The organism is Nonomuraea sp. NPDC049400, assembly GCF_044466425.1.
GTDB lineage: Bacteria > Actinomycetota > Actinomycetes > Streptosporangiales > Streptosporangiaceae > Nonomuraea.
In genome coordinates this window covers 101,518-123,584 of the sequence record NZ_JBITMP010000017.1, presented here as the reverse complement: position 1 = coordinate 123,584, position 22,067 = coordinate 101,518, and the positions used below count along the sequence as shown (strand labels likewise).

At 71.3% G+C, this 22,067-nt stretch carries 20 protein-coding genes; 12 read left to right on the top strand and 8 right to left on the bottom strand.

Going from position 1 to position 22,067, the window contains the following annotated elements; translation table 11 throughout:
* The first annotated feature begins 4 nt into the window (after positions 1 to 4).
* The 5 genes from ACIBVN_RS26875 to ACIBVN_RS26855 all read left to right on the top strand — a co-directional run bounded on the left by ACIBVN_RS26875 (position 5) and on the right by ACIBVN_RS26855 (position 4,329).
* The gene (locus tag ACIBVN_RS26875; RefSeq protein ID WP_397140859.1) at positions 5 to 1,126 is read left to right on the top strand and encodes a GuaB3 family IMP dehydrogenase-related protein; all 1,122 of its coding nucleotides are present in this window, start codon (positions 5 to 7) and stop codon (positions 1,124 to 1,126) included.
* 5 nt (positions 1,127 to 1,131) lie between these two features.
* A complete protein-coding gene (locus ACIBVN_RS26870; protein ID WP_397140857.1) occupies positions 1,132 to 2,364 on the top strand; it encodes an RNA polymerase sigma factor in 1,233 nt (410 codons plus the stop codon).
* Positions 2,361 to 3,041, top strand: a complete 681-nt coding sequence (locus ACIBVN_RS26865) for an SDR family oxidoreductase (RefSeq protein WP_397140855.1) — start codon at positions 2,361 to 2,363, stop codon at positions 3,039 to 3,041. The genes ACIBVN_RS26870 and ACIBVN_RS26865 overlap by 4 nt, the downstream gene beginning before the upstream one ends.
* A gap of 80 nt (positions 3,042 to 3,121) precedes the next feature.
* Positions 3,122 to 3,898 carry a phosphotransferase family protein gene (locus tag ACIBVN_RS26860; protein ID WP_397140853.1) on the top strand — a complete coding sequence of 259 codons (777 nt, stop codon included), beginning with the start codon at positions 3,122 to 3,124 and terminating at the stop codon, positions 3,896 to 3,898.
* Positions 3,895 to 4,329, top strand: coding sequence for a GNAT family N-acetyltransferase (locus ACIBVN_RS26855; RefSeq protein ID WP_397140851.1), 435 nt, complete (start codon positions 3,895 to 3,897; stop codon positions 4,327 to 4,329). Before ACIBVN_RS26860 ends, ACIBVN_RS26855 begins: the two co-directional genes overlap by 4 nt.
* On the opposite strand, the gene ACIBVN_RS26850 is transcribed toward ACIBVN_RS26855, so the two are convergent.
* Genes ACIBVN_RS26850 through ACIBVN_RS26835 form a run of 4 tightly spaced genes read right to left on the bottom strand, consistent with a single transcriptional unit; the run spans position 4,319 to position 8,064 of the window.
* On the bottom strand, positions 4,319 to 5,143 hold the full coding sequence (locus ACIBVN_RS26850; protein ID WP_397140849.1) for a ketose-bisphosphate aldolase: 825 nt from the start codon (positions 5,141 to 5,143) through the stop codon (positions 4,319 to 4,321). The two genes, ACIBVN_RS26855 and ACIBVN_RS26850, sit on opposite strands and share 11 nt — an antisense overlap.
* A gap of 10 nt (positions 5,144 to 5,153) precedes the next feature.
* Entirely contained in the window at positions 5,154 to 6,062 is a 909-nt protein-coding gene (locus ACIBVN_RS26845) for a 1-phosphofructokinase family hexose kinase (RefSeq protein WP_397140847.1), read from the bottom strand.
* The gene (nagA, locus tag ACIBVN_RS26840; RefSeq protein ID WP_397140845.1) at positions 6,059 to 7,195 is read right to left on the bottom strand and encodes an N-acetylglucosamine-6-phosphate deacetylase; all 1,137 of its coding nucleotides are present in this window, start codon (positions 7,193 to 7,195) and stop codon (positions 6,059 to 6,061) included. The genes ACIBVN_RS26845 and nagA overlap by 4 nt, the downstream gene beginning before the upstream one ends.
* Positions 7,192 to 8,064, bottom strand: a complete 873-nt coding sequence (locus ACIBVN_RS26835) for an SIS domain-containing protein (protein ID WP_397140843.1) — start codon at positions 8,062 to 8,064, stop codon at positions 7,192 to 7,194. The genes nagA and ACIBVN_RS26835 overlap by 4 nt, the downstream gene beginning before the upstream one ends.
* Before the next feature lie 129 nt (positions 8,065 to 8,193).
* Here ACIBVN_RS26835 and ACIBVN_RS26830 point away from each other — a divergent pair, with 129 nt between their 5' ends.
* The 3 genes from ACIBVN_RS26830 to ACIBVN_RS26820 all read left to right on the top strand — a co-directional run bounded on the left by ACIBVN_RS26830 (position 8,194) and on the right by ACIBVN_RS26820 (position 11,517).
* On the top strand, positions 8,194 to 8,964 hold the full coding sequence (locus ACIBVN_RS26830) for a DeoR/GlpR family DNA-binding transcription regulator (RefSeq protein ID WP_397140841.1): 771 nt from the start codon (positions 8,194 to 8,196) through the stop codon (positions 8,962 to 8,964).
* Positions 8,965 to 9,367: 403 nt separating this feature from the next.
* Complete coding sequence (locus tag ACIBVN_RS26825; protein WP_397140992.1) at positions 9,368 to 11,041, top strand: glycerol-3-phosphate dehydrogenase/oxidase; 1,674 nt, start codon at positions 9,368 to 9,370, stop codon at positions 11,039 to 11,041.
* Entirely contained in the window at positions 11,038 to 11,517 is a 480-nt protein-coding gene (locus tag ACIBVN_RS26820; RefSeq protein WP_397140839.1) for a DinB family protein, read from the top strand. Before ACIBVN_RS26825 ends, ACIBVN_RS26820 begins: the two co-directional genes overlap by 4 nt.
* 60 nt (positions 11,518 to 11,577) lie before the next feature.
* On the opposite strand, the gene ACIBVN_RS26815 is transcribed toward ACIBVN_RS26820, so the two are convergent.
* From ACIBVN_RS26815 to ACIBVN_RS26805, 3 genes are all read right to left on the bottom strand, one after another.
* On the bottom strand, positions 11,578 to 12,831 hold the full coding sequence (locus ACIBVN_RS26815; RefSeq protein WP_397140837.1) for a S8 family serine peptidase: 1,254 nt from the start codon (positions 12,829 to 12,831) through the stop codon (positions 11,578 to 11,580).
* Positions 12,832 to 12,990: 159 nt separating this feature from the next.
* Entirely contained in the window at positions 12,991 to 14,946 is a 1,956-nt protein-coding gene (locus ACIBVN_RS26810; RefSeq protein ID WP_397140835.1) for a beta-propeller domain-containing protein, read from the bottom strand.
* A gap of 32 nt (positions 14,947 to 14,978) precedes the next feature.
* Positions 14,979 to 17,216: a protein kinase gene (locus tag ACIBVN_RS26805; RefSeq protein ID WP_397140833.1), complete on the bottom strand. Its 2,238-nt coding sequence runs from the start codon at positions 17,214 to 17,216 to the stop codon at positions 14,979 to 14,981.
* 74 nt (positions 17,217 to 17,290) lie between these two features.
* Here ACIBVN_RS26805 and ACIBVN_RS26800 point away from each other — a divergent pair, with 74 nt between their 5' ends.
* The 4 genes from ACIBVN_RS26800 to ACIBVN_RS26785 are packed head-to-tail and all read left to right on the top strand — an operon-like array spanning position 17,291 to position 21,263.
* Positions 17,291 to 18,796: a succinic semialdehyde dehydrogenase gene (locus ACIBVN_RS26800; RefSeq protein WP_397140831.1), complete on the top strand. Its 1,506-nt coding sequence runs from the start codon at positions 17,291 to 17,293 to the stop codon at positions 18,794 to 18,796.
* Positions 18,797 to 18,812: 16 nt separating this feature from the next.
* Complete coding sequence (locus tag ACIBVN_RS26795; protein WP_397140829.1) at positions 18,813 to 19,397, top strand: TetR/AcrR family transcriptional regulator; 585 nt, start codon at positions 18,813 to 18,815, stop codon at positions 19,395 to 19,397.
* 29 nt (positions 19,398 to 19,426) lie between these two features.
* The gene (locus ACIBVN_RS26790) at positions 19,427 to 20,170 is read left to right on the top strand and encodes an MBL fold metallo-hydrolase (RefSeq protein ID WP_397140827.1); all 744 of its coding nucleotides are present in this window, start codon (positions 19,427 to 19,429) and stop codon (positions 20,168 to 20,170) included.
* 31 nt (positions 20,171 to 20,201) lie between these two features.
* Entirely contained in the window at positions 20,202 to 21,263 is a 1,062-nt protein-coding gene (locus tag ACIBVN_RS26785; RefSeq protein ID WP_397140825.1) for a PLP-dependent cysteine synthase family protein, read from the top strand.
* Positions 21,264 to 21,269: 6 nt separating this feature from the next.
* Here ACIBVN_RS26785 and ACIBVN_RS26780 read toward each other — a convergent pair whose 3' ends face one another.
* Positions 21,270 to 22,013 (bottom strand): N-acetyltransferase, encoded by a 744-nt coding sequence (locus ACIBVN_RS26780; RefSeq protein ID WP_397140823.1) that lies wholly within the window; start codon positions 22,011 to 22,013, stop codon positions 21,270 to 21,272.
* Positions 22,014 to 22,067 lie beyond the last annotated feature (54 nt).

Below are 22,067 nucleotides of genomic sequence, written 5' to 3'. Positions count from 1 at the left end.
GTTCATGACTCAGCAGGTGGAGATCGGCCGGGGCAAGGCCGGGCGGCGGGCATACTCGCTTGACGAGATCGGCCTGGTTCCCTCACGGCGCACCCGGGACCCGGAGGAGGTCTCGATCGCCTGGCAGATCGACGCCTACCGGTTCGAGCTGCCGGTAGTGGTCGCCCCCATGGACAGCGTGGTGTCGCCGGTCACCGCGATCGAGATCGGCAGGCTCGGCGGTCTCGCGCCGCTCGACCTCGAAGGGCTCTGGACGCGGTACGAGGACCCGTCTTCGCTGCTGGAGGAGTGCGCCGCCCTCGACGCGGCGGCGGCCACCAAGCGGCTCCAGGAGATCTACGCCGCGCCCATCCAGGAGGAGCTGATCGGCCGGCGGATCGAGGAGATCCGGGCCGCCGGCGTGACCACCGCTGTGCGGCTGTCCCCGCAGCGCACGGTCCAGTACCACAAGGCCGTGATCGACGCGGGCATCGACATCTTCGTCATCCGCGGCACCACCGTGTCGGCCGAGCACGTGTCGGGCCGGGCCGAGCCGCTCAACCTCAAGCAGTTCATCTACGAGCTCGACGTGCCGGTCATCGTGGGCGGCTGCGCGACCTACACCGCGGCCCTGCACCTGATGCGCACGGGCGCGGCGGGCGTGCTGGTGGGCTTCGGCGGCGGCGCCTCGCACACGACCCGCAACGTGCTGGGGGTGGCCGTGCCGATGGCCACCGCGATCTCGGACGTGGCGGCGGCGCGGCGCGACTACATGGACGAGTCGGGCGGCCGCTACGTGCACGTGATCGCCGACGGCGGCATGGGCACCTCCGGCGACATCGCCAAGGCCATCGCCTGCGGGGCCGACGCCGTGATGGTGGGCTCGCCGCTGGCCCGGGCGGCCGAGGCGCCCGGCCACGGGTTCCACTGGGGCTCCGAGGCACACCACCCGGACCTGCCCCGTGGGCGGCGGGTCGAGTTCGGCACGGTCGGCACGCTCGAGCAGATCCTGCACGGGCCGTCGAGCGTGGCGGACGGCTCGATGAACCTGATGGGCGCTCTCAAGCGGACCATGGCCTCCACCGGCTACTCGGACATCAAGGAGTTCCAGCGCGTCGAGGTCGTGGTGGCCCCGATCCAGCGCTGACGCCCATGCCGGAGGCCGCGCCCGATCCAGCGCTGACGCCCATGCCGGAGACCGCGGTAGAGCAGGTGTTCCGCGAGGAGTACGGCAGGGCGGTCGCCGTCCTCGTGCGGGTCTTCGGCGACATCGACATCGCCGAGGAGGCGGTGCAGGAGGCGTTCAGTGTGGCGGTGCGGCAGTGGCCGTCCGCCGGGGTGCCGCCCAGCCCGGCGGGGTGGATCATCACGACCGCGCGTAACCGGGCCATCGACCGGTTGCGCAGGGAGTCGGCGCGGCCTGGCAAACATGCCCAGGCCGCGCTGCTGCAGGCCGTCGGCGAGCCCCAGGACGTGGGGCCCGTACACGACGACCGGCTGCGGCTGATCTTCACCTGCTGTCACCCCGCGCTCGCCATGCACGCGCGGGTCGCTCTCACGCTCCGGCTGCTCGGCGGGCTGACGACGGCGGAGATCGCGCGCGCGTTCCTGGTGCCGGAGCCGACCATGGCGCAGCGCCTGGTGCGGGCGAAGAGCAAGATCCGCGCCGCCCGGATCCCGTACCGGGTCCCGGAGCAGGCCGATCTGCCAGAACGGCTGCGGGCGGTGCTGGCGGTGGTCTACCTGATCTTCAACGAGGGCTATACGGCCAGCTCCGGCGATCGGCTGGTCCGGGAGGAGCTGTGTGCCGAGGCCGTCCGGCTCGGCCGGCTGCTGGCCGCGCTCATGCCGGACGAACCCGAGGTCATGGGGCTGCTCGCGCTCATGCTGCTGACCGAGTCGCGCCGTGCGGCCCGTACCTCCGGGGACGGCGGGCTGGTGCCGCTCGCCGAGCAGGACCGGGGGCTGTGGGACCGCGCGCTCATCGCGGAGGGGCAGGAGATCGTACGGCGGTGCCTGCGGCGCGACGAGCCCGGCCCGTACCAGATCCAGGCCGCGATCAACGCCGTGCACAGCGACGCGACGGCGGCCAAGGACACGGACTGGCGGCAGATCGTGCAGCTGTACGACCTGCTGGCGGCGTTCGATCCCGGGCCGGTCGTGGCGGTGCACCGGGCGGTGGCCGTGGCCGAGGTGGAGGGTCCTGAAGCGGCGCTGGGGCTGCTCGAAGGGCCCGACGACTACTACCTGTTCCATGCCGTGCGGGCCGATCTGCTGCGGCGGCTGGGGCGCGAGCAGGAGGCCGTGGCGGCGTACGAGGCGGCGATCGCGCGGGCGGGTAATGAGGTGGAACGGGAGTTTCTCCGCAGACGGGGGGAATCATGACGAGGGTCTGTGTGGTCACGGGGGCCAATCGGGGGATCGGGCTCGAGGTGGCCCGGCAGCTCGCCCTGGCCGGCGACACCGTGGTGCTGACGGCCAGGGATCCGCGCAAGGCCGAGAAGGCCGCCGCCGGGCTGAGCGGGGCGGTGGAGCCCAGGCAGCTCGACGTGTCCGATCCCGGGTCCGTCGAGAGCTTCGCCCACGAGCTGGCTCATGAGCGGGTGGACGTGCTGGTCAACAACGCGGCCATTCACTACGACACCTGGCAGCGGGCCTGCAGTGCCGATCTGGGCGTCGTCCAGGAGGCGCTGGACACGAATCTGTTCGGGGCGTGGCGGCTGACGCAGGCGCTGCTGCCGCTGCTGCGGGCGAGCGGGCACGGCCGGGTGGTGAACGTCTCCAGCGAGATCGGATCGCTGGCCTCCATGGGCGCAGGGACGCCGGCTTACGCGGTCTCCAAGGTCGCGCTCAACGCGCTCACCAAGATGCTCGCCGCCGAGCTGCGCGGCGAGGGGATCCTGGTCAACGCGGTCTGCCCCGGGTGGGTCGCGACCGACATGGGCGGCCTCGGCGGGCGGCCGGTCGCGGAGGGCGCGAAGAGCGTGTTGTGGGCGGCCGACCTGCCGGACGGCGGTCCGACCGGCGGGTTCTTCCGCGACGGGCACGCGCTGCCCTGGTGATCACTGCTGGGTTGGGCGGGGAAGAGATCCACAAGCGCCTGACCTGCGCTGTTGAGAGGTCGGTGGCCTAGCATGCGGGCATGGCCGACCTTCGCCACACGCACGAGCTGGCCTTCGCCGGCGACGTGGTCATCAAGCGCTACATGGACAGCAAGCCCGGCGCGGCCGAGCGCGAGTGGCGCGCGCTGAACCTGCTGGCCGAGTACGCCCCGGGCCTGGCCCCCGAGCCGATCGGCTACGAGGCGGGCGTGGTGACGATGTCCCGGATCGAGGGGGTGTCGCTGCGCGGGCTGTTCGCGAAGGCCACGCACGTCGCGGCGCTGGTCGAGGCGCTCACCGAGCTGCACACGGCGGTGCCGCCCCAGGTGCTCGAGACCGTCCCGCTGCGCCCGTGGCAGCTCGAGGCGATCGCCGAGTGGGTGCGGCGGCGCGGCGCGAGGTGGGAGGCCAGGGACCCGCTGGCGGACCGGGCGGTGAAGGAGGGCCTGCGGTGGCTGGGGAGCTGGTCGCCGGGGGAGTCGGGGATCACGCCCGTGTTCGGGGCGGGTGACGGCAACCTGGCGAACTTCCTGTGGGACGGCGTACGCGTCCGCATCGTCGACTACGAGGACTCGGGGCGCAGCGACCTGGCCTTCGAGCTGGCGGAGATGGCCGAGCACGTGTCGATGTGGGTGGACGGCGAGGTGGAGATCGCCCACCGGTTCGAGCTGGACCCGCGCGAGGAGCGGCGGCTGCGCGAGTGCCGAAAGGTGCACGCCCTGGCCTGGTTGTTCCTGCTCTCGCACGAGCACCCACGCAATCCGCCGGGCACCTTCCGGCGGCAGGTCGAACGCGTGCTGGCAACATTGGGCGCATGAGACTGGCCGGAGCCGCCGACAAGGCCGCCGTGGAACGCCTGGTGCACGACGCCTACTCGCCGTGGATCGAGGTCGTCGGCATGCGGCCGCTGCCGATGGAGGCCGACTACGCCGCGCTCATCGACGCGGGCCTGGTGCACGTCACAGACGAGCTCGACGGGCTCATCGTGCTTGTCCTCGAGGACGGCGTCCTGCTGGTGGAGAACGTCGCGGTGCGCCCCGGCCGCCAGGGCAAGGGCCTCGGCCGCGCGCTCATGGCCTACGCCGAGGAGGAGGCGCGCAGGCTGGGGCTGCCCGCGCTGCGCCTCTACACGAACGTCAAGATGGCCGCCAACATCGCCCTGTACGAGTCGCTCGGCTACGTCGAGACCGGCCGCCAGGGGATCGAGGGCCGCTCCGCGGTGATGATGCGCAAGCAGCTCAACCGGTGAGGACCCCCAGGAGGTGGCTGACCTCCCTGGCCACCGCGTCCCGCCCCGCCTTGAGGTATTTGCGGGAGTCGACCACGCGCTCGTCGTGGGCCAGGTAGTCGCGCACCGCGCCGGTGAACGCCTTGTTCAGGTGCGTCGCGATGTTGATCTTCTTCATGCCGTTCCGCACGGCCTCGCGGAGCACGTCGTCGGGCACCCCTGACGAGCCGTGCAGCACCAGCGGCACCGGCACCGCGGCCCGCAGCTCGGCGATGAGCTCCAGGTCCAGCACCGCGTCCTTGGTCGTCATGGCGTGGGAGGTGCCCACGGCCACGGCGAGCGCGTCCACGCCGGTCCTGGCCACGTAGTCGACCGCCTCGTGCGGCTTGGTACGCGCGCCGGGGGCGTGCACGCCGTCCTTGCCCCCGACCTCGCCCAGCTCGGCCTCCACCCACACGCCCCGCTCGTGGCACCAGGCGGCGACCTCGGCGGTCGTGCGGACGTTCTCCTCGTCGGGCAGCGCCGAGGCGTCGTACATGACCGAGCCCAGGCCCAGCGCCACCGCCTCCTCGACGAGCGCCCGGTCGGTGGCGTGGTCGAGGTGGACCGCGACCGGCACCTCGGCACGCCTGGCGACCGCCAGGGCGGCCAGCGCGACGGGCTCCAGCGCGCCGTGGTAGCGGACGCAGTTTTCGCTGATCTGCAGGACGACCGGCAGGCTCAGGGCCTCGGCGCCGGCCACGATGGCGGTGGCGTGTTCGAGCTGGATCACGTTGAACGCGCCCACCCCTGCGGGCGACTGGCGGACGATGTCGCCGATGGCGGCGAGGGGCATGCCGGGCTCCTTACGTGATGATGATCTGGGGGTGTATGTCGGCGTACACGTCGGGGTCGAAGTCGCCTGCCACGGGCGCGGCCACGGCGGCCGCGCCCAGCGCCGCGGCCCGCCTGAGGCGGTCGGGCCACGGCGCCGACTCCACCAGGCCCAGCGCCAGCCCGGCGACGAGCGAGTCGCCCGCCCCCGTCGGGTTGCCCTGCACGGTGTACGGCATGCGTGCCGTGAACGTCCCCTCACCGGTGACCGCGAGCAGCCCTTCGGCGCCCATGGACACCACCACGGCCTCGGCACCCTGGCTGCGCAGCGCCTGAGCCCCCTCGGCCGGCGTGCCGCCGGGCACGGCCCTGGCCAGCTCTTCCTTGTTGGGCTTGACCACGGAGGGGCGGCCCTTGGGGGCGTGGCGCAGGGGGTCGCCGTCGGCGTCCACGATGGCGGGCACCGCCCTGTCGGCCGCGATGGCCGCCAGGGCGGCGTAGGTGTCGGCGGGGACGCCCCGGGGGAGGCTGCCCGAGATGACGACCGCGTCGGCGGTGGCGAGGAGCGATTCGTAGCGCCGCACGAAGCCCGCCAGCTCGGCGGTGGTGACCTCGGGACCGGGCTCGTTGAAGAGCGCGGTGCGCGTCCCCTGCTGCTCCGAGACGGCCAGCGTGGTGCGGGATTCGGTGGCGATGGGGTGCAGCGCGCTTGGCAGGCCCGCCGCCCGCAGGTCGTCCTCGATCGCCTGGCCGGTGGGCCCGCCCGCCAGACCGGTGACCAGCACGTCGTGGCCGAGCGCGGCCAGCACGCGGGCCACGTTGACGCCCTTGCCGCCCGCCCGCCTGTGGACCGCGCCGACCCGGTTGACCCCGTCCCAGTCCACCTCCGGAACCTGGTAGGTCACGTCGAGCGCGGCGTTGAGCGTCACGGTGAGGATCATCGGGGCTCCGTGACCCAGACGCCGTCCTTCATCACCCCGGCCACCTCCAGCGAGTCGGACAGCACCACCAGGTCGGCCGCCTTGCCCACGGCGATCGAGCCGATCCTGTCGGCCAGCCCCAGCACCCGCGCGGGCGTCAGGGACGCCACCTGGACAGCGTCGGGCAGCGACATCCCGACCTCCTGGACGCTGCGCCGGAACGCGACGTCCATGGTCAGCGTGGAGCCCGCGATCGAGCCGCCCTCGACCAGCCTGGCCACGCCGCCGTCCACCCGCACCCGCATGGAGCCGAGCAGGTAGTCGCCGTCGCCGAGCCCGGTGGCCGACATCGCGTCCGTGATCAGCGCCGTCCTGCCAGGCCCCGCCACCTCGTACGCCAGGCGCAACATGGCCGGATGCACGTGCACGCCGTCGTTGATCAGCTCGACCGTCACCCGCTCGTCGTCGAGCAGCGCGGCCACCGGGCCGGGCGCGCGGTGACCGAGCGGCGGCATCGCGTTGTAGAGGTGGGTGGCCACGCTCGCGCCCGCCTCGATGCCTTCCAGCGTCGTGTCGTAGTCGGCGTCGCTGTGGCCGAGCGCCGCGATCACGCCTTCGGCGGCGGCCATGCGGATCGTGTCGAGCGCGCCGGGCAGCTCAGCCGCGATGGTCACCATGCGTACGTGCCCGCGCCCCGCCTTGAGCAGCCCCGCGAACTCCCGCGGCGACGGCTCCCGCAGCAGCGTCGGGTCGTGCGCGCCGCAGCGGGCCTTGGCGATGTACGGGCCCTCGAAGTGGATGCCGGCCAGCAGCCCTTCCTCGCACAGCTCGGCCAGCGCCGAAGCGGCCTTGGTCAGGCCGTCGAGCGAGTCGGTGACGAGGCTGGCCATCGTCGTGGTAGTGCCGTGGCGCCGGTGCAGCTCGACGGCCTCACGTGCCTTGTCCTGCTCGCCGGTCGGGAACGAGCCGCCCGCCCCGCCGTGGTTGTGGATGTCCACGAACCCCGGTATGACGTGCCGCCCGCCCACGCTCAGGCCCTGACCTGGGGCGGATCCGCGGCCGACATGCGTGATGCGGCCGTCTTCGATGGTCAGCCACCCCTCGTGAACTCCCTCGGGAGTCACGATCCTGGCGTCGGCAAGAGTAAGGCTCATGAAGAAAGGATCACAGATCGCGTGAGGTGCATGGGCTCGTCCGGGTTCAGCCCTTGGGCGAACGCCCTGGCGACGGCCACCCGCTGCGCCCTGATCAGCTCGGCCATCGGGTCGAGCGTGGTCTCGAAGAACGTCCCGCCGGTCTCCTCGACCTGTGCGCGCAGGCCCTCGGGCGCGGCGCCGAGCATCCACGTCACGCGCCCGGGGGCGGCGATGCTGATCGGGCCGTGCCGGTATTCCATCGCCGGGTACGCCTCCGTCCACGAGCGGGACGCCTCGCGCATCTTCAGCGCGGCCTCCTGAGCCAGCCCGACCGACCAGCCGGTGCCGAGGAAACTGAACTGCTCGGCCTTGACCAGCTCGTCAGGCAGCGGCGCGGCCAGGGCCGCCTCGGCGTCCTCGATGGCCTGCGTGAGGTCCTCGCCGAGGCTGGCGCGCAGCAGGGCGAGCTGCGTGGTCGCGAACCTGGTCTGCACGACCGACCGCTCGTCGGCGTAATCGAGCACGACGACCTCTTCGGCGGCCTCCATGATCGGCGTGTTGGGGTCGGCGGTGATGGCCGTGGTCTTCGTGGCGGTCCTGGCCAGTAGCTCCAGCACCTCGGTCGTGGTGCCGGACCGGGTCAGGGCGAGCACGCGGTCGTACGAGCGGTCGATCGGCGCCTCGGAGGCGGCGAAGGCGTCGGTCTCGCCGTGCCCCGCCCGCTCGCGCAGCGTGGCGTACGCCATCGCGATGAACCACGACGTGCCGCAGCCGACGACGGCGACCCGCTCGCCCCGGCGCGGCAGCGCGTCGGAGTGAACGCCCGCGACGGCGCGGCGCCAGCACGACGGCTGCGACGCGATCTCGGCCTCGGTGTTGGTGGTCACCACTTGCCTCCCCGCAGATTGATTGTTTCTGCTGGTTTTATACCAGGAAAGTGCAGTAATGAACACTGGTGGCTCTGTCCTGTGCCGTTGTGCCACGCTTGCCCTTGTCCCCATTGCCTAGGAGGCCTCGTGTCCCGCTACGACCGCTGGAACGCCATCCTTGAGCTGCTGGCCCAGGAGGGCAGGCTGTCGGTGGAGGAGGCCGCCCAGGCGCTCGACGTCTCCACCGCGACGATCAGGCGGGACTTCGATCAGCTCGCGCAGCAGCAGATGCTCATGCGCACGCGGGGCGGGGCGGTCGCGCAGAGCGTGAGCTACGACCTGCCGCTGCGCTACAAGACGGCCAGGCATGCCGACGAGAAGCACCGCATCGCCAACGCGGCGGCAGAGCTGGTGACGCCCGGGGCAGTGGTGGGGCTCAACGGCGGCACCACCACGTCGGAGCTGGCGCGCACGCTCGCGACGATGTCGACGCTGGAGAGCGGGTTCACGGTCGTCACGAACGCGCTGAACATCGCGGCAGAGCTGACCGTCCGGCAGCACGTCAAGATCGTCGTGACGGGTGGGGTGGCCAGGCAGCAGTCGTACGAGCTCATCGGGCCGCTGGCGACCGGGGTGCTGGAGCAGGTGACGCTGGATGTGGCGTTCCTGGGGGTTGATGCGCTGGACGTCGAGGTGGGGGCCTCGGCGCACCACGAGGGCGAGGCCAGCGTCAACCACCTGCTGATCAGCCGGGCGGCGCAGGTCGTCGTGGTGGCGGACTCCTCCAAGATCGGCAAGCGGGCCTTCTCGCGGATCTGCCCGATCGGCCAGATCGACACACTGGTCACGGACGCCCGGCTCTCGGATGCGCTGGCCGGGGAGCTCGCCGACGCGGGCGTGAAGGTCATCCGCGCCTGACCCCTGGCGGGGTGAAGGCCGCACGCGAGCTGTCCCGCCGACGTCCCTTCTGTCCCCTTGGCGGAGAGGGGGGAGGGCGGCGGTGGGCGGGCGGCTGCGACCAACCGTCCCTCTCCTCCCACCTGAAGGGACCAGCCGTCCCTCTCCTCCCACCCGAAGGGACCAGCCGTCCCTCTCCTCCCACCCGAAGGACGGAAGGGACGACGGCGGGCTGGACGCGTGCGGCGGTTCGCGCGGCGCTGGGGCGGGGGCGGGTCCGCACTTGGGCGGTGGCGTTACAGGGCGAGGGGCCCGAGGGTAGGTATGGAGCGCAGGCGACAAAGCCGTACCAGGGGGAAATATGACACCGGGAAGGTGTGTGGCTCGGCTCGGGCCCGCGGAGCGGACCGAGGCGCTGGAGCGCATGGCCGCGCAGGACTTCGACGTGGTCGTGGTGGGCGGCGGTGTCGTGGGGGCGGGGATCGCGCTGGACGCCGCGACCCGGGGGCTCGACGTGGCGCTGGTCGAGGCCAGGGACTTCGCCTCCGGCACGTCGTCTCGCTCGTCCAAGCTCATCCACGGCGGCCTGCGTTACCTGGAGCAGCTCAACTTCGAGCTGGTGCGCGAGGCCCTGCAGGAGCGCGCGCTGCTGCTGCAGCGGATCGCGCCGCACCTGGTCAGGCCGGTGCCCTTCCTCTTCCCGCTGACCCACTTCGTGTGGGAGCGGCCGTACGTCGGCGCGGGCGTGGCGCTCTATGACACGCTCGGCATCGCGACCGGGATCACCCGCGGCGTGCCGGGGCACCGGCACCTGTCCAGGTCGCGGGCGCTGCGGCTGGCCCCGGCGCTGAAGAAGACCGCCTTCACGGGCGCCGTGCAGTACTGGGACGCGCAGGTGGACGACGCGCGTTACGTGACGACCCTGCTGCGCACCGCCGCGACCTACGGCGCCCGCATCGCGCCGCGGGCGCAGGTGGTGGGGTTCCTGCGGGAAGGCGAGCGGGTCACCGGCGTACGCGTGCGCGACCTGGAGCTGGGCGACGAGCTGGAGGTACGCGCCCAGCAGGTGGTGAACGCCACCGGCATCTGGACCGACGACATCCAGCAGCTCGTCGGCGGCCGCGGCCAGATCCACGTACGCGCCTCCAAGGGCATCCACCTCGTGGTGCCCAGGGACCGGATCCACTCGCTGACCGGGATCATCCTGCGTACGGAGAAGTCGGTGCTCTTCGTGATCCCCTGGGGCCGGCACTGGATCATCGGCACCACCGACACCGAGTGGACGCTCGACAAGGTCCACCCGGCCGCCTCCCGCCTTGACATCGACTACCTGCTCGACCACGTCAACGCCGTCCTGTCCGTCCCCCTGACCAGGGACGACGTCGAAGGCGTCTACGCGGGGCTGCGGCCGCTGCTGTCCGGCGAGTCCGACGACACGTCCAAGCTGTCCAGGGAGCACGTGGTGACGCACCCGGTGCCGGGCCTGGTGATGATCGCCGGGGGGAAGTACACGACGTACCGGGTCATGGCCAAGGACGCGGTGGACACGGTGGTGCACGGGCTCGACCAGCGGGTGCCGGGCTCGTGCACGGACCGCATCCCGCTCGCCGGCGCCGAGGGCTACCAGGCGCTGTGGAACTCCAGGCACCGCCTCGCCCAGACCTCGGGACTGCACGTGGCCAGGATCGAGCACCTGCTGCAGCGCTACGGCTCGCTGATCGACGAGGTGCTGGAGCTGATCGAGCGCGACCCGTCGCTGGGCAGGCCGCTGTCGGGGGCCGACGACTACCTGCGCGCCGAGATCGTCTACGCCGCCACCCACGAGGGGGCCAGGCACCTCAACGACGTGCTGACCCGGCGTACGCGCATCTCCATCGAGACCTTCCACCGCGGCCTGGCAGTGGCGCAGGAGGCGGCCGAACTGCTGGCCGGGCCGCTCGACTGGGACGGCGAGCAGGTGAAGAGGGAGGTGGAATACTACGCCAAGCGTGTCGAGGCCGAGCGGCGCTCGCAGGAGCAGGACTCCGACCAGGAGGCTGACGCGATCAGGCTCGGCGCGCCGGAGATCGTCCCCGTCGTCCTTCCGGAGCATTCATGAGTGAACCGTCGAAGAAGTTGTCCGACCCCCGCCAGTTGCTGGAGGGCTATCTCGACCACTACCGCGAGGAGATCCTGCGCAAGCTGGACGGGTTCCCCGAGCCCGAGGTGAGCCGGGTGCCCACGGGGTGGACGCCTGCCGCGATGCTCAAGCACCTCGCGTACGTGGAGCGGCGCTGGTTCCAGTGGGACTTCGCGGGCGAGCAGGTGGCAGATCATATGGGAGACCGTGACGAGGAGGGCGCGCTCGTCGCGACCGAGTCGCTGGCGGAACTCAAGGACGTCTACCTGGCGGCGTGCGAGCGGTCCAGGCAGATCGTGGCGGAGGCGCAGCTGTCCGACGTGGCCTCGCAGATCGGCAGGTTCCAGCCGCCCAAGGAGCCTCCGACGCTGGGGTGGATCATGTTCCACGTCCTGGAGGAGTACATGCGGCACGCCGGGCACCTCGACATCGCCCGCGAGCTGGCCGAGAACTGAAGGGGGGCGGGCGGCACGCGGTGCTGCGGGATCCGCGTACCGCCCTTCCGGGATGGTCCTCTAGTACTGCGTGGAGTCGTGCACGTCGAGCAGCGGCTCCTTGACGCCGTCGCCGGAGTCGTCGGTCCAGTTGGAGTTGCCGGTGGAGATGAGCTTGGTGCGTACGGCCAGTGCGCCCGTCCTGGTCGTCGGCTTGCGGGCGCCCGACGTCAGGATGCCGGCCGCGCCCGCCACGTGGGGGCTGGCCATCGAGGTGCCGCTGATCGTGTTGTAGCCGCCGTTCCTCCACGTCGAGTAGATGCAGGTGCCCGGTGCGGTGATCTCGACGGTGGCGCCGAAGTTGGAGTAGAACGCCGAGGTGTCGTCCTGGTCGGTCTCGCTGCGGCACGAGAGCGTGCTGCCGCCCGCGCCGCCGGGCAGGCCGTCGTTGTCGGTCAGGGCCGAGACGGTGACCACGTCCGGGTGGTTGGCGGGGAAGAACCCGGAGGTGTTCGCGTGGCTGTTGCCAGCGGCCACGACGACCACGATGCCGCGGTTGACGGCGTTCGTGATCGCGCTGCTGATGGCGCTGCTCGAGCAGCCGTTGCAGCCCAGGCTCAGGTTGATGACCTCGATGGTGGACGAGCGCGCCACGACCCAGTCGATGCCGGCGGCGATGCCGGACAGGGTGCCGGAGCCGGCCGCGTTGAGCACCTTCACGCCGTGGATGCGGGCGCCGGGCGCGACGCCGACCGAGCCGGCGGTGTTGTCCTTGGCGCCGACGATGCCCGCGACGTGAGAGCCGTGGCCGTTGTCGTCGGTGCCGCTGTTGTTCAGGCAGATGCCGGTCACGCAGTTGGCGCGGGCGACCACGTTCAGGTCGGGGTGGGTGTGGTCCACGCCGGTGTCGACGACCGCGACGTCCACGTCGACACGCACGTCATCGACGCCGTCGATGTCCAGGTTCGGGTTGCTGGGGGCGAAGATGCGCTTGACGCCCGTGGGCGTGGTCTGGGCGAATGTCGTCACCACGGCGTCGGGCTCGACGCTGAGCACGTTCGGGTTCTGCTTGAGCTGCTCGGCGGCGGTGGCGCTGAGGCGGGCGGTGTAGCCCTTGAACGCGTGCTCGTAGACGCCGACGAGCTCGCCGCCGTGCTGGGACACCTGGTCCTGGGCGGCGGAGCGGGGCGCCGCCCGCAGTGTCGGCTTGAGCTGGACGATGTAGGTCTCCTGTGCGGCCTGGGTCTCTTGGGCGGCGGCGGAGGCGGCGGGCGGCGTCAGGGCTAACGCCAGCGCGCTGACGAGCAATGCGAGCAGGGGGGTGCGTGATCGCATGGCAGCGTGGGCCCTTCCTGGTGATGGGGCTGGAGAGGTCTGCGGAGTGACAAACCTGACCAATCCGACATTACATGGTTAGTAAAGTTTTCATCACGTGTCGAGGGCTGTCCATGGAGAAAAGTGCCAATTTCGTACGAAATCAGCACCTTTTCTTGCTTAACGCAGCGGGATCCAGGCCTGTTGCGCCAGCGTGGCGGCGTCGTTGACCTGGACGCCGTCGTACGAGAGCGTCCAAAGCGTGTCGCCGATGACGATCGTGCGCTCGATCCCCGACTGGTTCGCCGGATGCTTGATCATGCCCACCTTCGACACGCCCGAGTCGTCGATCTTCAGCACGAGCGCGCCCGACTCGGTCCGCTGGAACAGCGGGATCACCGCCAGGCCGGTCTTGGGCCAGTACAGGAACGCGTGCGGGTCCCACTCGGCCGTCGAGCCCGAGTCCTTCTGAAACAACTGCGACAGCCTGCGGGGACTGGCCGGGTCGCTGACGTCGAACAACGAGACCTGCGTGCCCAGCGTCCTGCCCTTCTCGCTGGCCTCCTGGCCGATCCCGATCAGCCGGCCCTCGGCGCCGGGGTGCAGGTACGCGGAGTAGCCGGTGATCTTCAGCTCGCCCGTCACCTTGGGCGCCGCCGGGTCGCGCAGGTCCAGCGTGTAGAGCGGGTCTACCTGCTTGAACGTGACGCAGTAGCCGACCGGCCCCATGAACCTGACCGAGTAGATGCGCTCGCCCCGGCCGAGGCCGCCGACCTCGCCCGTCTTGGCCAAGGTGTCGGCCTTGAGCACGTACACGGCGCTGGAGCTGTTCTGGCCGTCCTGGGTGCTGAGCGTGGTCGCGACGCGGAGGTGGCCGTCGTACTCCGACAGCGAGTACTGGTTCAGCAGCCGCCCGGGAACCTTGCCCGAGGCCACGTAGGAGGGAGGGCCGGGCGAGACGATGTCGAACCGGTGGACCTCCGTCTCCTCCGGCGGGACGGTGGGCGTCGGGCTGGGCTCGGTGGAGGCGGATGCGGACACAGAGGGATCCGTGGGCGTGGGCTCCTCGGCCGGGGCCACGCTCGACGAGGTCGGCGTGGTCGCCGGGGTGTCCTCCACCGGCTGGGGCGCCGGCATCCACCAGCGCGGGTTGCTGGCGACGTAGAGGCTGCCGCCGGTGCCGTACACGGTGTCGCCGTCGGCCGCCAGGCTGATCGGGTCGGTGCCGGCCGCGGTGACGCCCTGCGCGAGGTCGAGGGTGTGCACGGTGAGCAGCGACGTGCCGGTGTAGTCGGCGGGGTGGCTGATCCGCTCGCACTTCACGGAGTCCTTCTTGACGGTCCCCGACGCGTCCGTGATCTCGATCTTGGGGAGCCAGGCGTCGGCCGGGGCCTTGCGTACCGCCTCCTGGTTGCGCTTGACGCGCTCGGCCTCCGGGACATCTTCTTTGATCTCGGGGAAGGCGATGTCCGGCTGGCTGCGGGTGACCAGCCTGACCGTGGAGCCGACCATCCGGGCGTCCACGTACGAGCCCTGCGGCTTGATCGTGCTCAGCACCTTGGGCTGCCCCGAGAGATCGACCAGCACGTATCTCGTCTCGCCTGGCTGGACGAAGCTCCTCGCCTTGTACATGATGTCGCCGCCGCGCATGAACACCAGCGCGCGGTCACCCGAGACCAGCAGGTCGGCGGCCAGGCCGGGCTGGTCCTTCTCCGTCAGCTTGAGCGATCCGGTGACCTTCCTGGTGGCGGTGTCGATGATCCGCAGGATGCCGTTCGAGACGGTGATGACCCGGTTGCCGTCGGTCTTGACCATGTCGGGTTCGTCCACGCCGGCCTCGTGCACGTTCGTCGTGGAGTGCTCTGGCGTGTCCGCCTTCGCGACGGACGAGCGGGCGGAGTCCTCCACCGCGTAGGGCATGATGCCGCCGCCGAAGCCGTACGCGGAGACGTTCCTGGCGGCGTGCTCGCGCAGCCCGGACAGCAGGTCGTCGCAGCTGGTGTAGGCCACCAGGCGGATCGCGCCGAGCGGGCTCGTCTTCGGCTCAGTAGGCGGTCCTGCGGCCGTGGAGGTGCAGGCGGCCGTTACCGTCGCGAGCGCCGCGGCGGTCGCGGCCGTACGGATCAGCGTCTTCATGCCCTCATTGACGGCTGCCTCGCCCGGATGGTTCAGGAGCCCCCGTCGGGATTGACGGTGAAGACCGGGCTGAAGTCGATCTCGTCGGGCACTTCCAGCAGCTTGCGCACCAGCTTTCCGTTGAAGCCGACGACCTGGATCTCGTCGTTGGCGCCGTTGTCCTGCTCCCAGCAGTAGAGGTGGGTCTCGTCGTAGAAGCCGAGGGCCTTGTCGCAGTCGGAGGAGAACTTGCGCAGGCGGTCGCCCGACTGTGAGTCCCAGATGCAGTGGTCGCCGTCGCCGCCGTTGGGGCAGTTGGTGACGAACGTCTTGCCCGAGGGCGAGAAGATGTCCTGCGTGCCGGCGGACAGGGTGCCGATGCCCGTGGCGGAGCGCGTGGCCTTGCCCTCGGAGTTGAAGAAGCGCAGGCTGCGGTTCTTCTCGTCGCCGTAGGCGTTCACCGTGCCCTCGTCGTCGTCGTCGAAGCCGAAGGCCGTCTGGCGGATGGAGGTGTCGGAGACGTTCACGGTTTCGGCTTGCTTCTTGGCCACGTCGACCAGCACGAACCCCACGTAGATCCAGTCCTTGCCGTTCTTCTTCTCGACGTTGAGCAGGATCTTGGAGCCGTCCCTCGACCATGCCCTGATGCTGCTGATCAGGGGTTCCTTGACGGTCTTGATCGTCGTACGCTCGTCGGTCTGCCTGTCGGTGACGACGATGAAGTCGAAGTCGTCCGAGCTGTAGCTCCGGCCCCTGGTCGCGAGGTAGCGGCCGTCGGGGGAGACCATGGACTCCCAGTTGGCGGCGTACTTCGTGAACGTGCCGCGCAGCGAGCCCCTGGCGTAGTCGATCCAGTCGTCCTTCTTCTTGTCGTAGACCTCGTAGGACGTCAGGACGACCGCGTCGCGCGGGTTCTCGTAGAGGTACATGCCGCTCGCGCCGGGGATCGACACCCTGGCGCCCGTCGTCGGCACGGGCGGCGGGCTGGGGGTCTGGCTGGTGCTCGTCCTGGACCTGGTCGGGCTGGGCGTCGGAGTGCGCTGAGGGTCGGCCAGCGTGCCCTTGTCGACCCGGATGATCACGACCACGCCGGCCAGGATCAGTAGCGCGATCGCCACCGTGATGCCGGCGATGAGCGGGGCCCTGCTCTTCTTCTGCGGTGGGTGCGGCTGGTTCATCCAGCTCGGGTGGGTGGGCTGTTGCCCGTAGGGGCCCGGAGGATGCCAGGAGGGCTGAGGGGACGGCGCGACCGAGCCCGTGTGCGGGACCGGGCCCGAGTACGGGGCGGGGCCGGACGGCGGGCCCGCGTACGGTCCTGATGCGGGCCCCGGCATAGGTCCCGACGGGGGCCCTGACAGAGGTCCCGACGGGGGCCCTGACGGGGATCCCGAGGGCGATGCGAAGGGGGAGGCGGGCGCGGGCGTGGGGGCGGCCTCGGCGGCGGCCTGCGCGAGGATGCCGGGGGTCGGCGCGGAGCCGGGCGCGGGGTGCCGCAGCAGGCGCATGATGACCTGCTCGGCCGTCGGCCGCTGCGCCGGGTCCTTGGCCAGGCACGCGGCCACCACGTCACGCAGCTGAGCGTCCAGCACGCCCAGGTCGGGATGGTTGTTGAGGACGCGGTTGATCACCGCGGGCATCGTGTCGCTGCCGAACGGCGCCTGGCCGGAGGCGGCGAAGATCATCGTGCTGGCCCAGGCGAACATGTCGGAGGCCGGGCCGACCGTGTGGCCCATGATCTGCTCGGGCGACATGTACGCGGGCGTGCCCACGACCATGCTGCTGATCGTCGCGGTGGCGTTCAGTGCCCGCGCGATGCCGAAGTCGATCACCCGGGGCCCGTCGGCGCCGATGATCACGTTGGCCGGCTTGAAGTCGCGGTGCACGATCCCCGCCTGGTGGATCGCGGCCAGCGCGGTGGCTGTGCCGATGGCCAGCCGGTGCAGGACGGAGCCGGTGCGCGGCCCCTCCTCCTGCACCACCCGGTGTAACGAGGGCCCCTCGATGAACTCGCTGATGATGTACGGCCGATCCTGCTCGACCCCGGTGCCGAGGACGGCCGCGGTGCAGAACGGCGCCACCTGCTGGGCCACCTGGACCTCGCGCAGGAACCTCTCGGCACTCACCTGGTCGCCCGACAGGTCGGGCCGCAGCCACTTGACGGCCACGCGCGCGTCATTGTGGCCTTGGGCGAGGTAGACGACGCCTTGACCGCCCTCGCCCAGCCGGCCGAGGAGATCCAGGCCCGCCAGCCGCTGTGGATCTCCGGGGCGCAGCGGAGCGAAGGTTGCCATGAAAGGGATTCTGGCCCTATGCCGCGCATCCGCAAAAACTACCCGCCGGTAGCTCGGCGGAATATCCTTCTGTCATGCACGTGACGTCCAGCGGTAGGACACGGCACATCATCGCCCCGTTTACCGGCGAAACCCTCGCCGAGCTGCCCATATCGGACGTTGACGACGTCCGTCGGGCGTACGCGAAGGCCAGGGCGGCCCAGGCCGAGTGGGCGGGCAGGCCCGCGGCGGAGCGGGCGAAACCGTTCCTGCTGCTGCACGACGCGATTCTCGACCGCAGGGACGAGATCCTCGACATCGTCCAGAACGAGACGGGCAAGGCCCGCAAGCACGCCTTCGAGGAGGTGCTCGACGTCGCGGGCTGCAGCCTCTACTACGCCCGCCGCGCCCCCGGGCTGCTCGCCCCGCGCGCCCGCAAGGGCATCTTCCCCGTGGCCACCCGGGTGGCGGAGCTGCGCCAGCCCAAGGGCGTGGTCGCGCTGATCTCCCCGTGGAACTACCCGCTCGCGCTCGGCGTCACCGACGCGGTGCCCGCGCTGCTGGCCGGCAACGCGATCGTGCACAAGCCGGACACGCAGACCGCCCTGTCCACGCTGTGGACCATCGACCTGCTGGCCGAGCTGGGCATGCCGCGCGAGATCTGGCAGGTGGTGCTCGGCGAGCCGGCCGAGATCGGCGACGCGCTGCTCGACCACGCCGACTACGTCGGGTTCACGGGCTCCACGCGCGGCGGCAGGAAGATCGCCGAGGAGGCGGCCAAACGCCTCATCGGCTGCTCGCTGGAGCTCGGCGGCAAGAACCCGATGGTGGTGCTCGACGACGCGGACCTGGACGCTGCCGTGCAGGGGGCCATCCGGGCCTGCTTCGCGAACGCCGGGCAGCTCTGCCTGTCGATCGAGCGCCTGTACGTGCACGCGTCCGTGTTCGACGCGTTCGCCGAGCGGTTCGTCGCCCAGGTCAGGGGCCTCAAGCTGGGCGCGGGGCACGACTGGTCGGTGCAGATGGGCTCGCTCACCTCGCAGCGCCAGCTCGACACGGTCAGCGCCCACGTGGACGACGCCCTGGCCAAGGGCGCGACCCTGCTGACCGGCGGCAAGGCGAGGCCCGATCTCGGCCCGCTGTTCTACGAGCCGACCGTGCTCACCGGCGTCGGCGAGGACATGGAGCTGTGCCGCAACGAGACGTTCGGACCGGTGGTCGCGCTCTACCCGTTCTCCTCCGACGACGAGGTGGTCGAGCTGGCCAACGACACCATCTACGGCCTCAACGCCTCCATCTGGACCGCCAGCCTCCCGCGCGGCCGCGCGCTCGCCGCCCGCGTCAGGGCGGGCACGGTCAACATCAACGAGGGGTACGCCTCGGCCTACGCCTCCTACGACGCGCCCATGGGCGGCATGAAGGCGTCCGGTCTGGGCCGCCGGCACGGCGCGGAGGGCCTGCTGCGTTACACCGAGTCCAAGACCGTGGCCGCGCAGGCGGGCTGGCTGGGCTTCGAGCCGCCGTTCGGGCTGCCGTACGAGAAGTGGGCCGCCACCTTGGCCACCACGCTGAAGACCATGCGGCGGCTGCGCCTCAAGTGACGTCTACGCTGTAAACATGAACGACCAGGGCACGGCCGGGCGCATCGTGGCCGTCGCGCAGCGGATCCTCATGGAGGAGGGCGCCGACGCGGTCAGCATGCGGCGCGTCGGCGACGCCGTGGGCATCACTGCCATGGCCATCTACCGGCACTACCCCAACAGGGACGCCCTGCTGCGCGCCGTCGCCGACCGCAGCGCCGGCGAGCTGGCCACGACGTGGACGCGGCGCTCTCCCTCGGGGTCCTGGGACGAGCGGGTCTCGGCCGCCCTCGACGACTTCCTCGACTTCGCGCTCGGGAGCCCGCATCTGTACCGGTTCCTGACCCTGGACGCCTGGGCGGGGGCGCGGCGCTTCCCTGAGGACTTCCGCGACGGGCAGGGCCCGCCCTTCAGCGTCGTCACGGGGCTCGTGGAGGAGGGCATGCGTACGGGACGGCTGCGCGCGGACGACCCGCTGGAGACGGCGATGACGGTCACGTCGAGCGCCCAGGGGCTGGTCCAGCAGTACCTGAGCCGGCGCATCGGGATGGACGAGGCCGACTTCCGCGCGCTCTGCCACCGCTCGACGCGGCGGATCATCAACGGGCTCCGCGCGGAATAACCGGTCATGGCGCGGTGTCGTTGACGACCATGGAGATTCGTTACGTCGGAGGACCCACGGCGGTCCTGGAGCTCGGCGGGGTGCGCCTGCTGACCGACCCCACGTTCGACGCGCCGGGCGACTACCCGATCGGGAACAGGGCGCTCACCAAGACCGCGGGGCCCGCCGTCGAGGTCTCCTCGCTCGGGCCGGTGGACGCCGTGCTGCTCTCGCACGACCAGCACCCGGACAACCTTGACAAGGCCGGACGGGGCTACCTGGCGTCCGTGCCGCTGACCCTGTCCACGGGGTCGGCGGCCTCGCGGCTGGGCGGCTCGGTACGTGCGCTGCCCAACTGGACGTCTGTCACGGTGGGCGACGGGTTGCGGGTGACCGGGGTCCCCGCGCAGCACGGGCCGGACGGGACGGAGCACCTGGTGGGCGAGGTCACCGGGTTCGTGCTCAGTGGTGAGGGGCTGCCGACTGTTTACGTGAGCGGGGACAATGCCTCGCTCGACGTCGTGCGGGAGGTCGCCGGGCGGGTCGGCCCGGTGGACGTGGCGCTGCTGTTCGCGGGCGGGGCCCGGACGCCGCTGGTCGACGGCTACCTGACGCTGACCAGCGACGACGCGGTGGCGGCCGCCGAGATCCTGGACGCTCGGTACGTGGTGCCGCTGCACTTCGAGCACTGGGCGCACTTCACGCAGGGGCGGGAGACGGTGGAGAAGGCGTTCGCCGGGTTCGGCGACCGGCTGCGGCTGCTGGCTCCCGGCGAGAGCACCCAGCTCTCCTGACCGGCTTCGGGCGGGCGCGCGCTTCACTGGTGTGGGCGCTCGCCTGACTGCCCCCGGGATCGGCTCGTGGCGAACGGGCGCGACCTTCCCCGTCTACGCCTGGCAGGGTGAAGGGGTGAGCTGGAACGCGCGTGCGCTCGACGTGCTGGCGGCGGGGGAGCCCACCCCGCTGATCGACTTCCCGGTGCAGGCGCCCGGGATCAGGCTGCTGCTGAAGGACGAGTCCGCGCAGCCCACCGGGGGCCTGCGGCACCGCCATGCCAGGGCGCTGTTCCGCCGGGCCGTCCTCGACGGGCTGGTCACCGAGGGCACGACCGTGGTGGAGGCGACGGGCGGCAACGCGGCCGTGGCGCAGGCCTGGTTCGCCCGGCGGCTCGGGCTGCCGTACATCGTGGTCATGCCGGGCGAGCGGAGCGAGCCGCGCGCCCGGGGGGTGGAGGCACTCGGCGGGGAGTGCAGGTTCGTGACACCGCCGCTGGCGATCTACGACGCGGCGCGCGAGATCCCGGGCCATTTCCTCGACCAGTTCGGGCGCGCGGCCGAGCACGACCTGGGGGAGGAGCTGTTCGCCCAGGTGCGGCCCGACTGGGTGGTGACGGGGGCGGGCACGGGCGCCACGTCGGCGACGCTCGGCCGCTGGATCCGCGACCACGATGTGCCGTGCCGGGTCGCGGTGGCAGATCCCGATAATTCGGCATATTTCCCGGGATGGACCCTCGACGTGCCCGACTACGCGACCGGGATGCCGTCGCGCATCGAGGGCATCGGCCGCCCCCGCATCGAGCCCGGGTTCCGGCCTGACCTCGTCGACCTGGTCGTTCCCGTGCCCGACGCGGCGAGCGTGGCGGCGGCCAGGCACATCAGGGAGGTGACGGGGCTGCCGGTGGGCGGTTCGTCGGGCACGGCGCTCTGGGCGGCGCTGGAGCTGGTCGAGCGCATGCGGGCCAGAGGCGAGACCGGCACGGTGGTGTCGCTGCTCGGAGACGCTGCCGATCGGCATCTGGCGACATATCACGATGACGCGTGGGCCGCAGGAAAGGGGCTGGACACCGGGCGGCACAGGGACGAGCTGCGGAGCCGTACCGGCGTCTGAGGTCGCTCAGCTCAGGGGATGGACGACCCAGACGTTCGGCTCCACGTACACCGCGTGGTCGTGCTCCACGTCGCAGTGCACCGGGGTGAGCGCGCCCGGCACCTCCAGCGGACCCGAGCGGTCGAACGGCAGTCCCGTCCACTTGCGCCACTCCGCCAGCGTGCCCGCCACCACCATCGAGCGGGGCGCCACCTTGGCGATCTTCCCGCCCGCCCGCACGTGCACCCGCAACCACGCGTCATGGGGCAGGCCGTCGGCACGGGTCCTGAAGGCGTACTCGGACATGGGGGTGTGCGGTTCGAGGTGCTTACTGTTGGGCCTGACGGGCGCCACCAGCTCGCGGTAGCCGAGGCGGGCGGCGTGGTCGCGCATGGCCGCCAGCATCACCGAGGACAGGCCCGTGCCCTGCAGGTCACGGCGGACGCTGATCTCCAGGGCGGAGATGGCGTCGGGCCGCGTGCCGCGCTCGCGGGCCAGCCAGCCGGTCCTGATCACACCGTCCCACCCGTCGTCGGGCAGCTCGGAGCCCTCCCAGCGGAACGGGGTCATGCAGCCCCGCGCCACCAGCCGCCCGGGGTCCGTCTCGTCGTCGGCCACCAGCACGTACTCGGCATGGGTCGTGGTGGCGAAAGGGTAGAACAGGTCCGCGATCTGGTCATGCAGCACGAACTCCTGCCACGTGTCGTCCATCTCGAACAACGACGGCGCGAACTCGGGACGCTCCGCGAGCGTCGTGATCTTGATAGCCATGCGGATCATTCTCACATTGCGGCCGACCGGCACGCGCGCGAATAAACCGGGCAA

Bases quoted from the DNA above. Each gene is read 5' to 3' on its own strand.
- ACIBVN_RS26875 (WP_397140859.1), top strand. From the start codon at position 5: ATGACTCAGCAGGTGGAGATCGGCCGGGGCAAGGCCGGGCGGCGGGCA.
- ACIBVN_RS26870 (WP_397140857.1), top strand. From the start codon at position 1,132: ATGCCGGAGGCCGCGCCCGATCCAGCGCTGACGCCCATGCCGGAGACC.
- ACIBVN_RS26865 (WP_397140855.1), top strand. From the start codon at position 2,361: ATGACGAGGGTCTGTGTGGTCACGGGGGCCAATCGGGGGATCGGGCTC.
- ACIBVN_RS26860 (WP_397140853.1), top strand. From the start codon at position 3,122: ATGGCCGACCTTCGCCACACGCACGAGCTGGCCTTCGCCGGCGACGTG.
- ACIBVN_RS26855 (WP_397140851.1), top strand. From the start codon at position 3,895: ATGAGACTGGCCGGAGCCGCCGACAAGGCCGCCGTGGAACGCCTGGTG.
- ACIBVN_RS26850 (WP_397140849.1), bottom strand. From the start codon at position 5,143: ATGCCCCTCGCCGCCATCGGCGACATCGTCCGCCAGTCGCCCGCAGGG.
- ACIBVN_RS26845 (WP_397140847.1), bottom strand. From the start codon at position 6,062: ATGATCCTCACCGTGACGCTCAACGCCGCGCTCGACGTGACCTACCAG.
- nagA (WP_397140845.1), bottom strand. From the start codon at position 7,195: ATGAGCCTTACTCTTGCCGACGCCAGGATCGTGACTCCCGAGGGAGTT.
- ACIBVN_RS26825 (WP_397140992.1), top strand. From the start codon at position 9,368: ATGGCCGCGCAGGACTTCGACGTGGTCGTGGTGGGCGGCGGTGTCGTG.
- ACIBVN_RS26820 (WP_397140839.1), top strand. From the start codon at position 11,038: ATGAGTGAACCGTCGAAGAAGTTGTCCGACCCCCGCCAGTTGCTGGAG.
- ACIBVN_RS26815 (WP_397140837.1), bottom strand. From the start codon at position 12,831: ATGCGATCACGCACCCCCCTGCTCGCATTGCTCGTCAGCGCGCTGGCG.
- ACIBVN_RS26810 (WP_397140835.1), bottom strand. From the start codon at position 14,946: ATGAAGACGCTGATCCGTACGGCCGCGACCGCCGCGGCGCTCGCGACG.
- ACIBVN_RS26805 (WP_397140833.1), bottom strand. From the start codon at position 17,216: ATGGCAACCTTCGCTCCGCTGCGCCCCGGAGATCCACAGCGGCTGGCG.
- ACIBVN_RS26800 (WP_397140831.1), top strand. From the start codon at position 17,291: ATGCACGTGACGTCCAGCGGTAGGACACGGCACATCATCGCCCCGTTT.
- ACIBVN_RS26795 (WP_397140829.1), top strand. From the start codon at position 18,813: ATGAACGACCAGGGCACGGCCGGGCGCATCGTGGCCGTCGCGCAGCGG.
- ACIBVN_RS26790 (WP_397140827.1), top strand. From the start codon at position 19,427: ATGGAGATTCGTTACGTCGGAGGACCCACGGCGGTCCTGGAGCTCGGC.
- ACIBVN_RS26780 (WP_397140823.1), bottom strand. From the start codon at position 22,013: ATGGCTATCAAGATCACGACGCTCGCGGAGCGTCCCGAGTTCGCGCCG.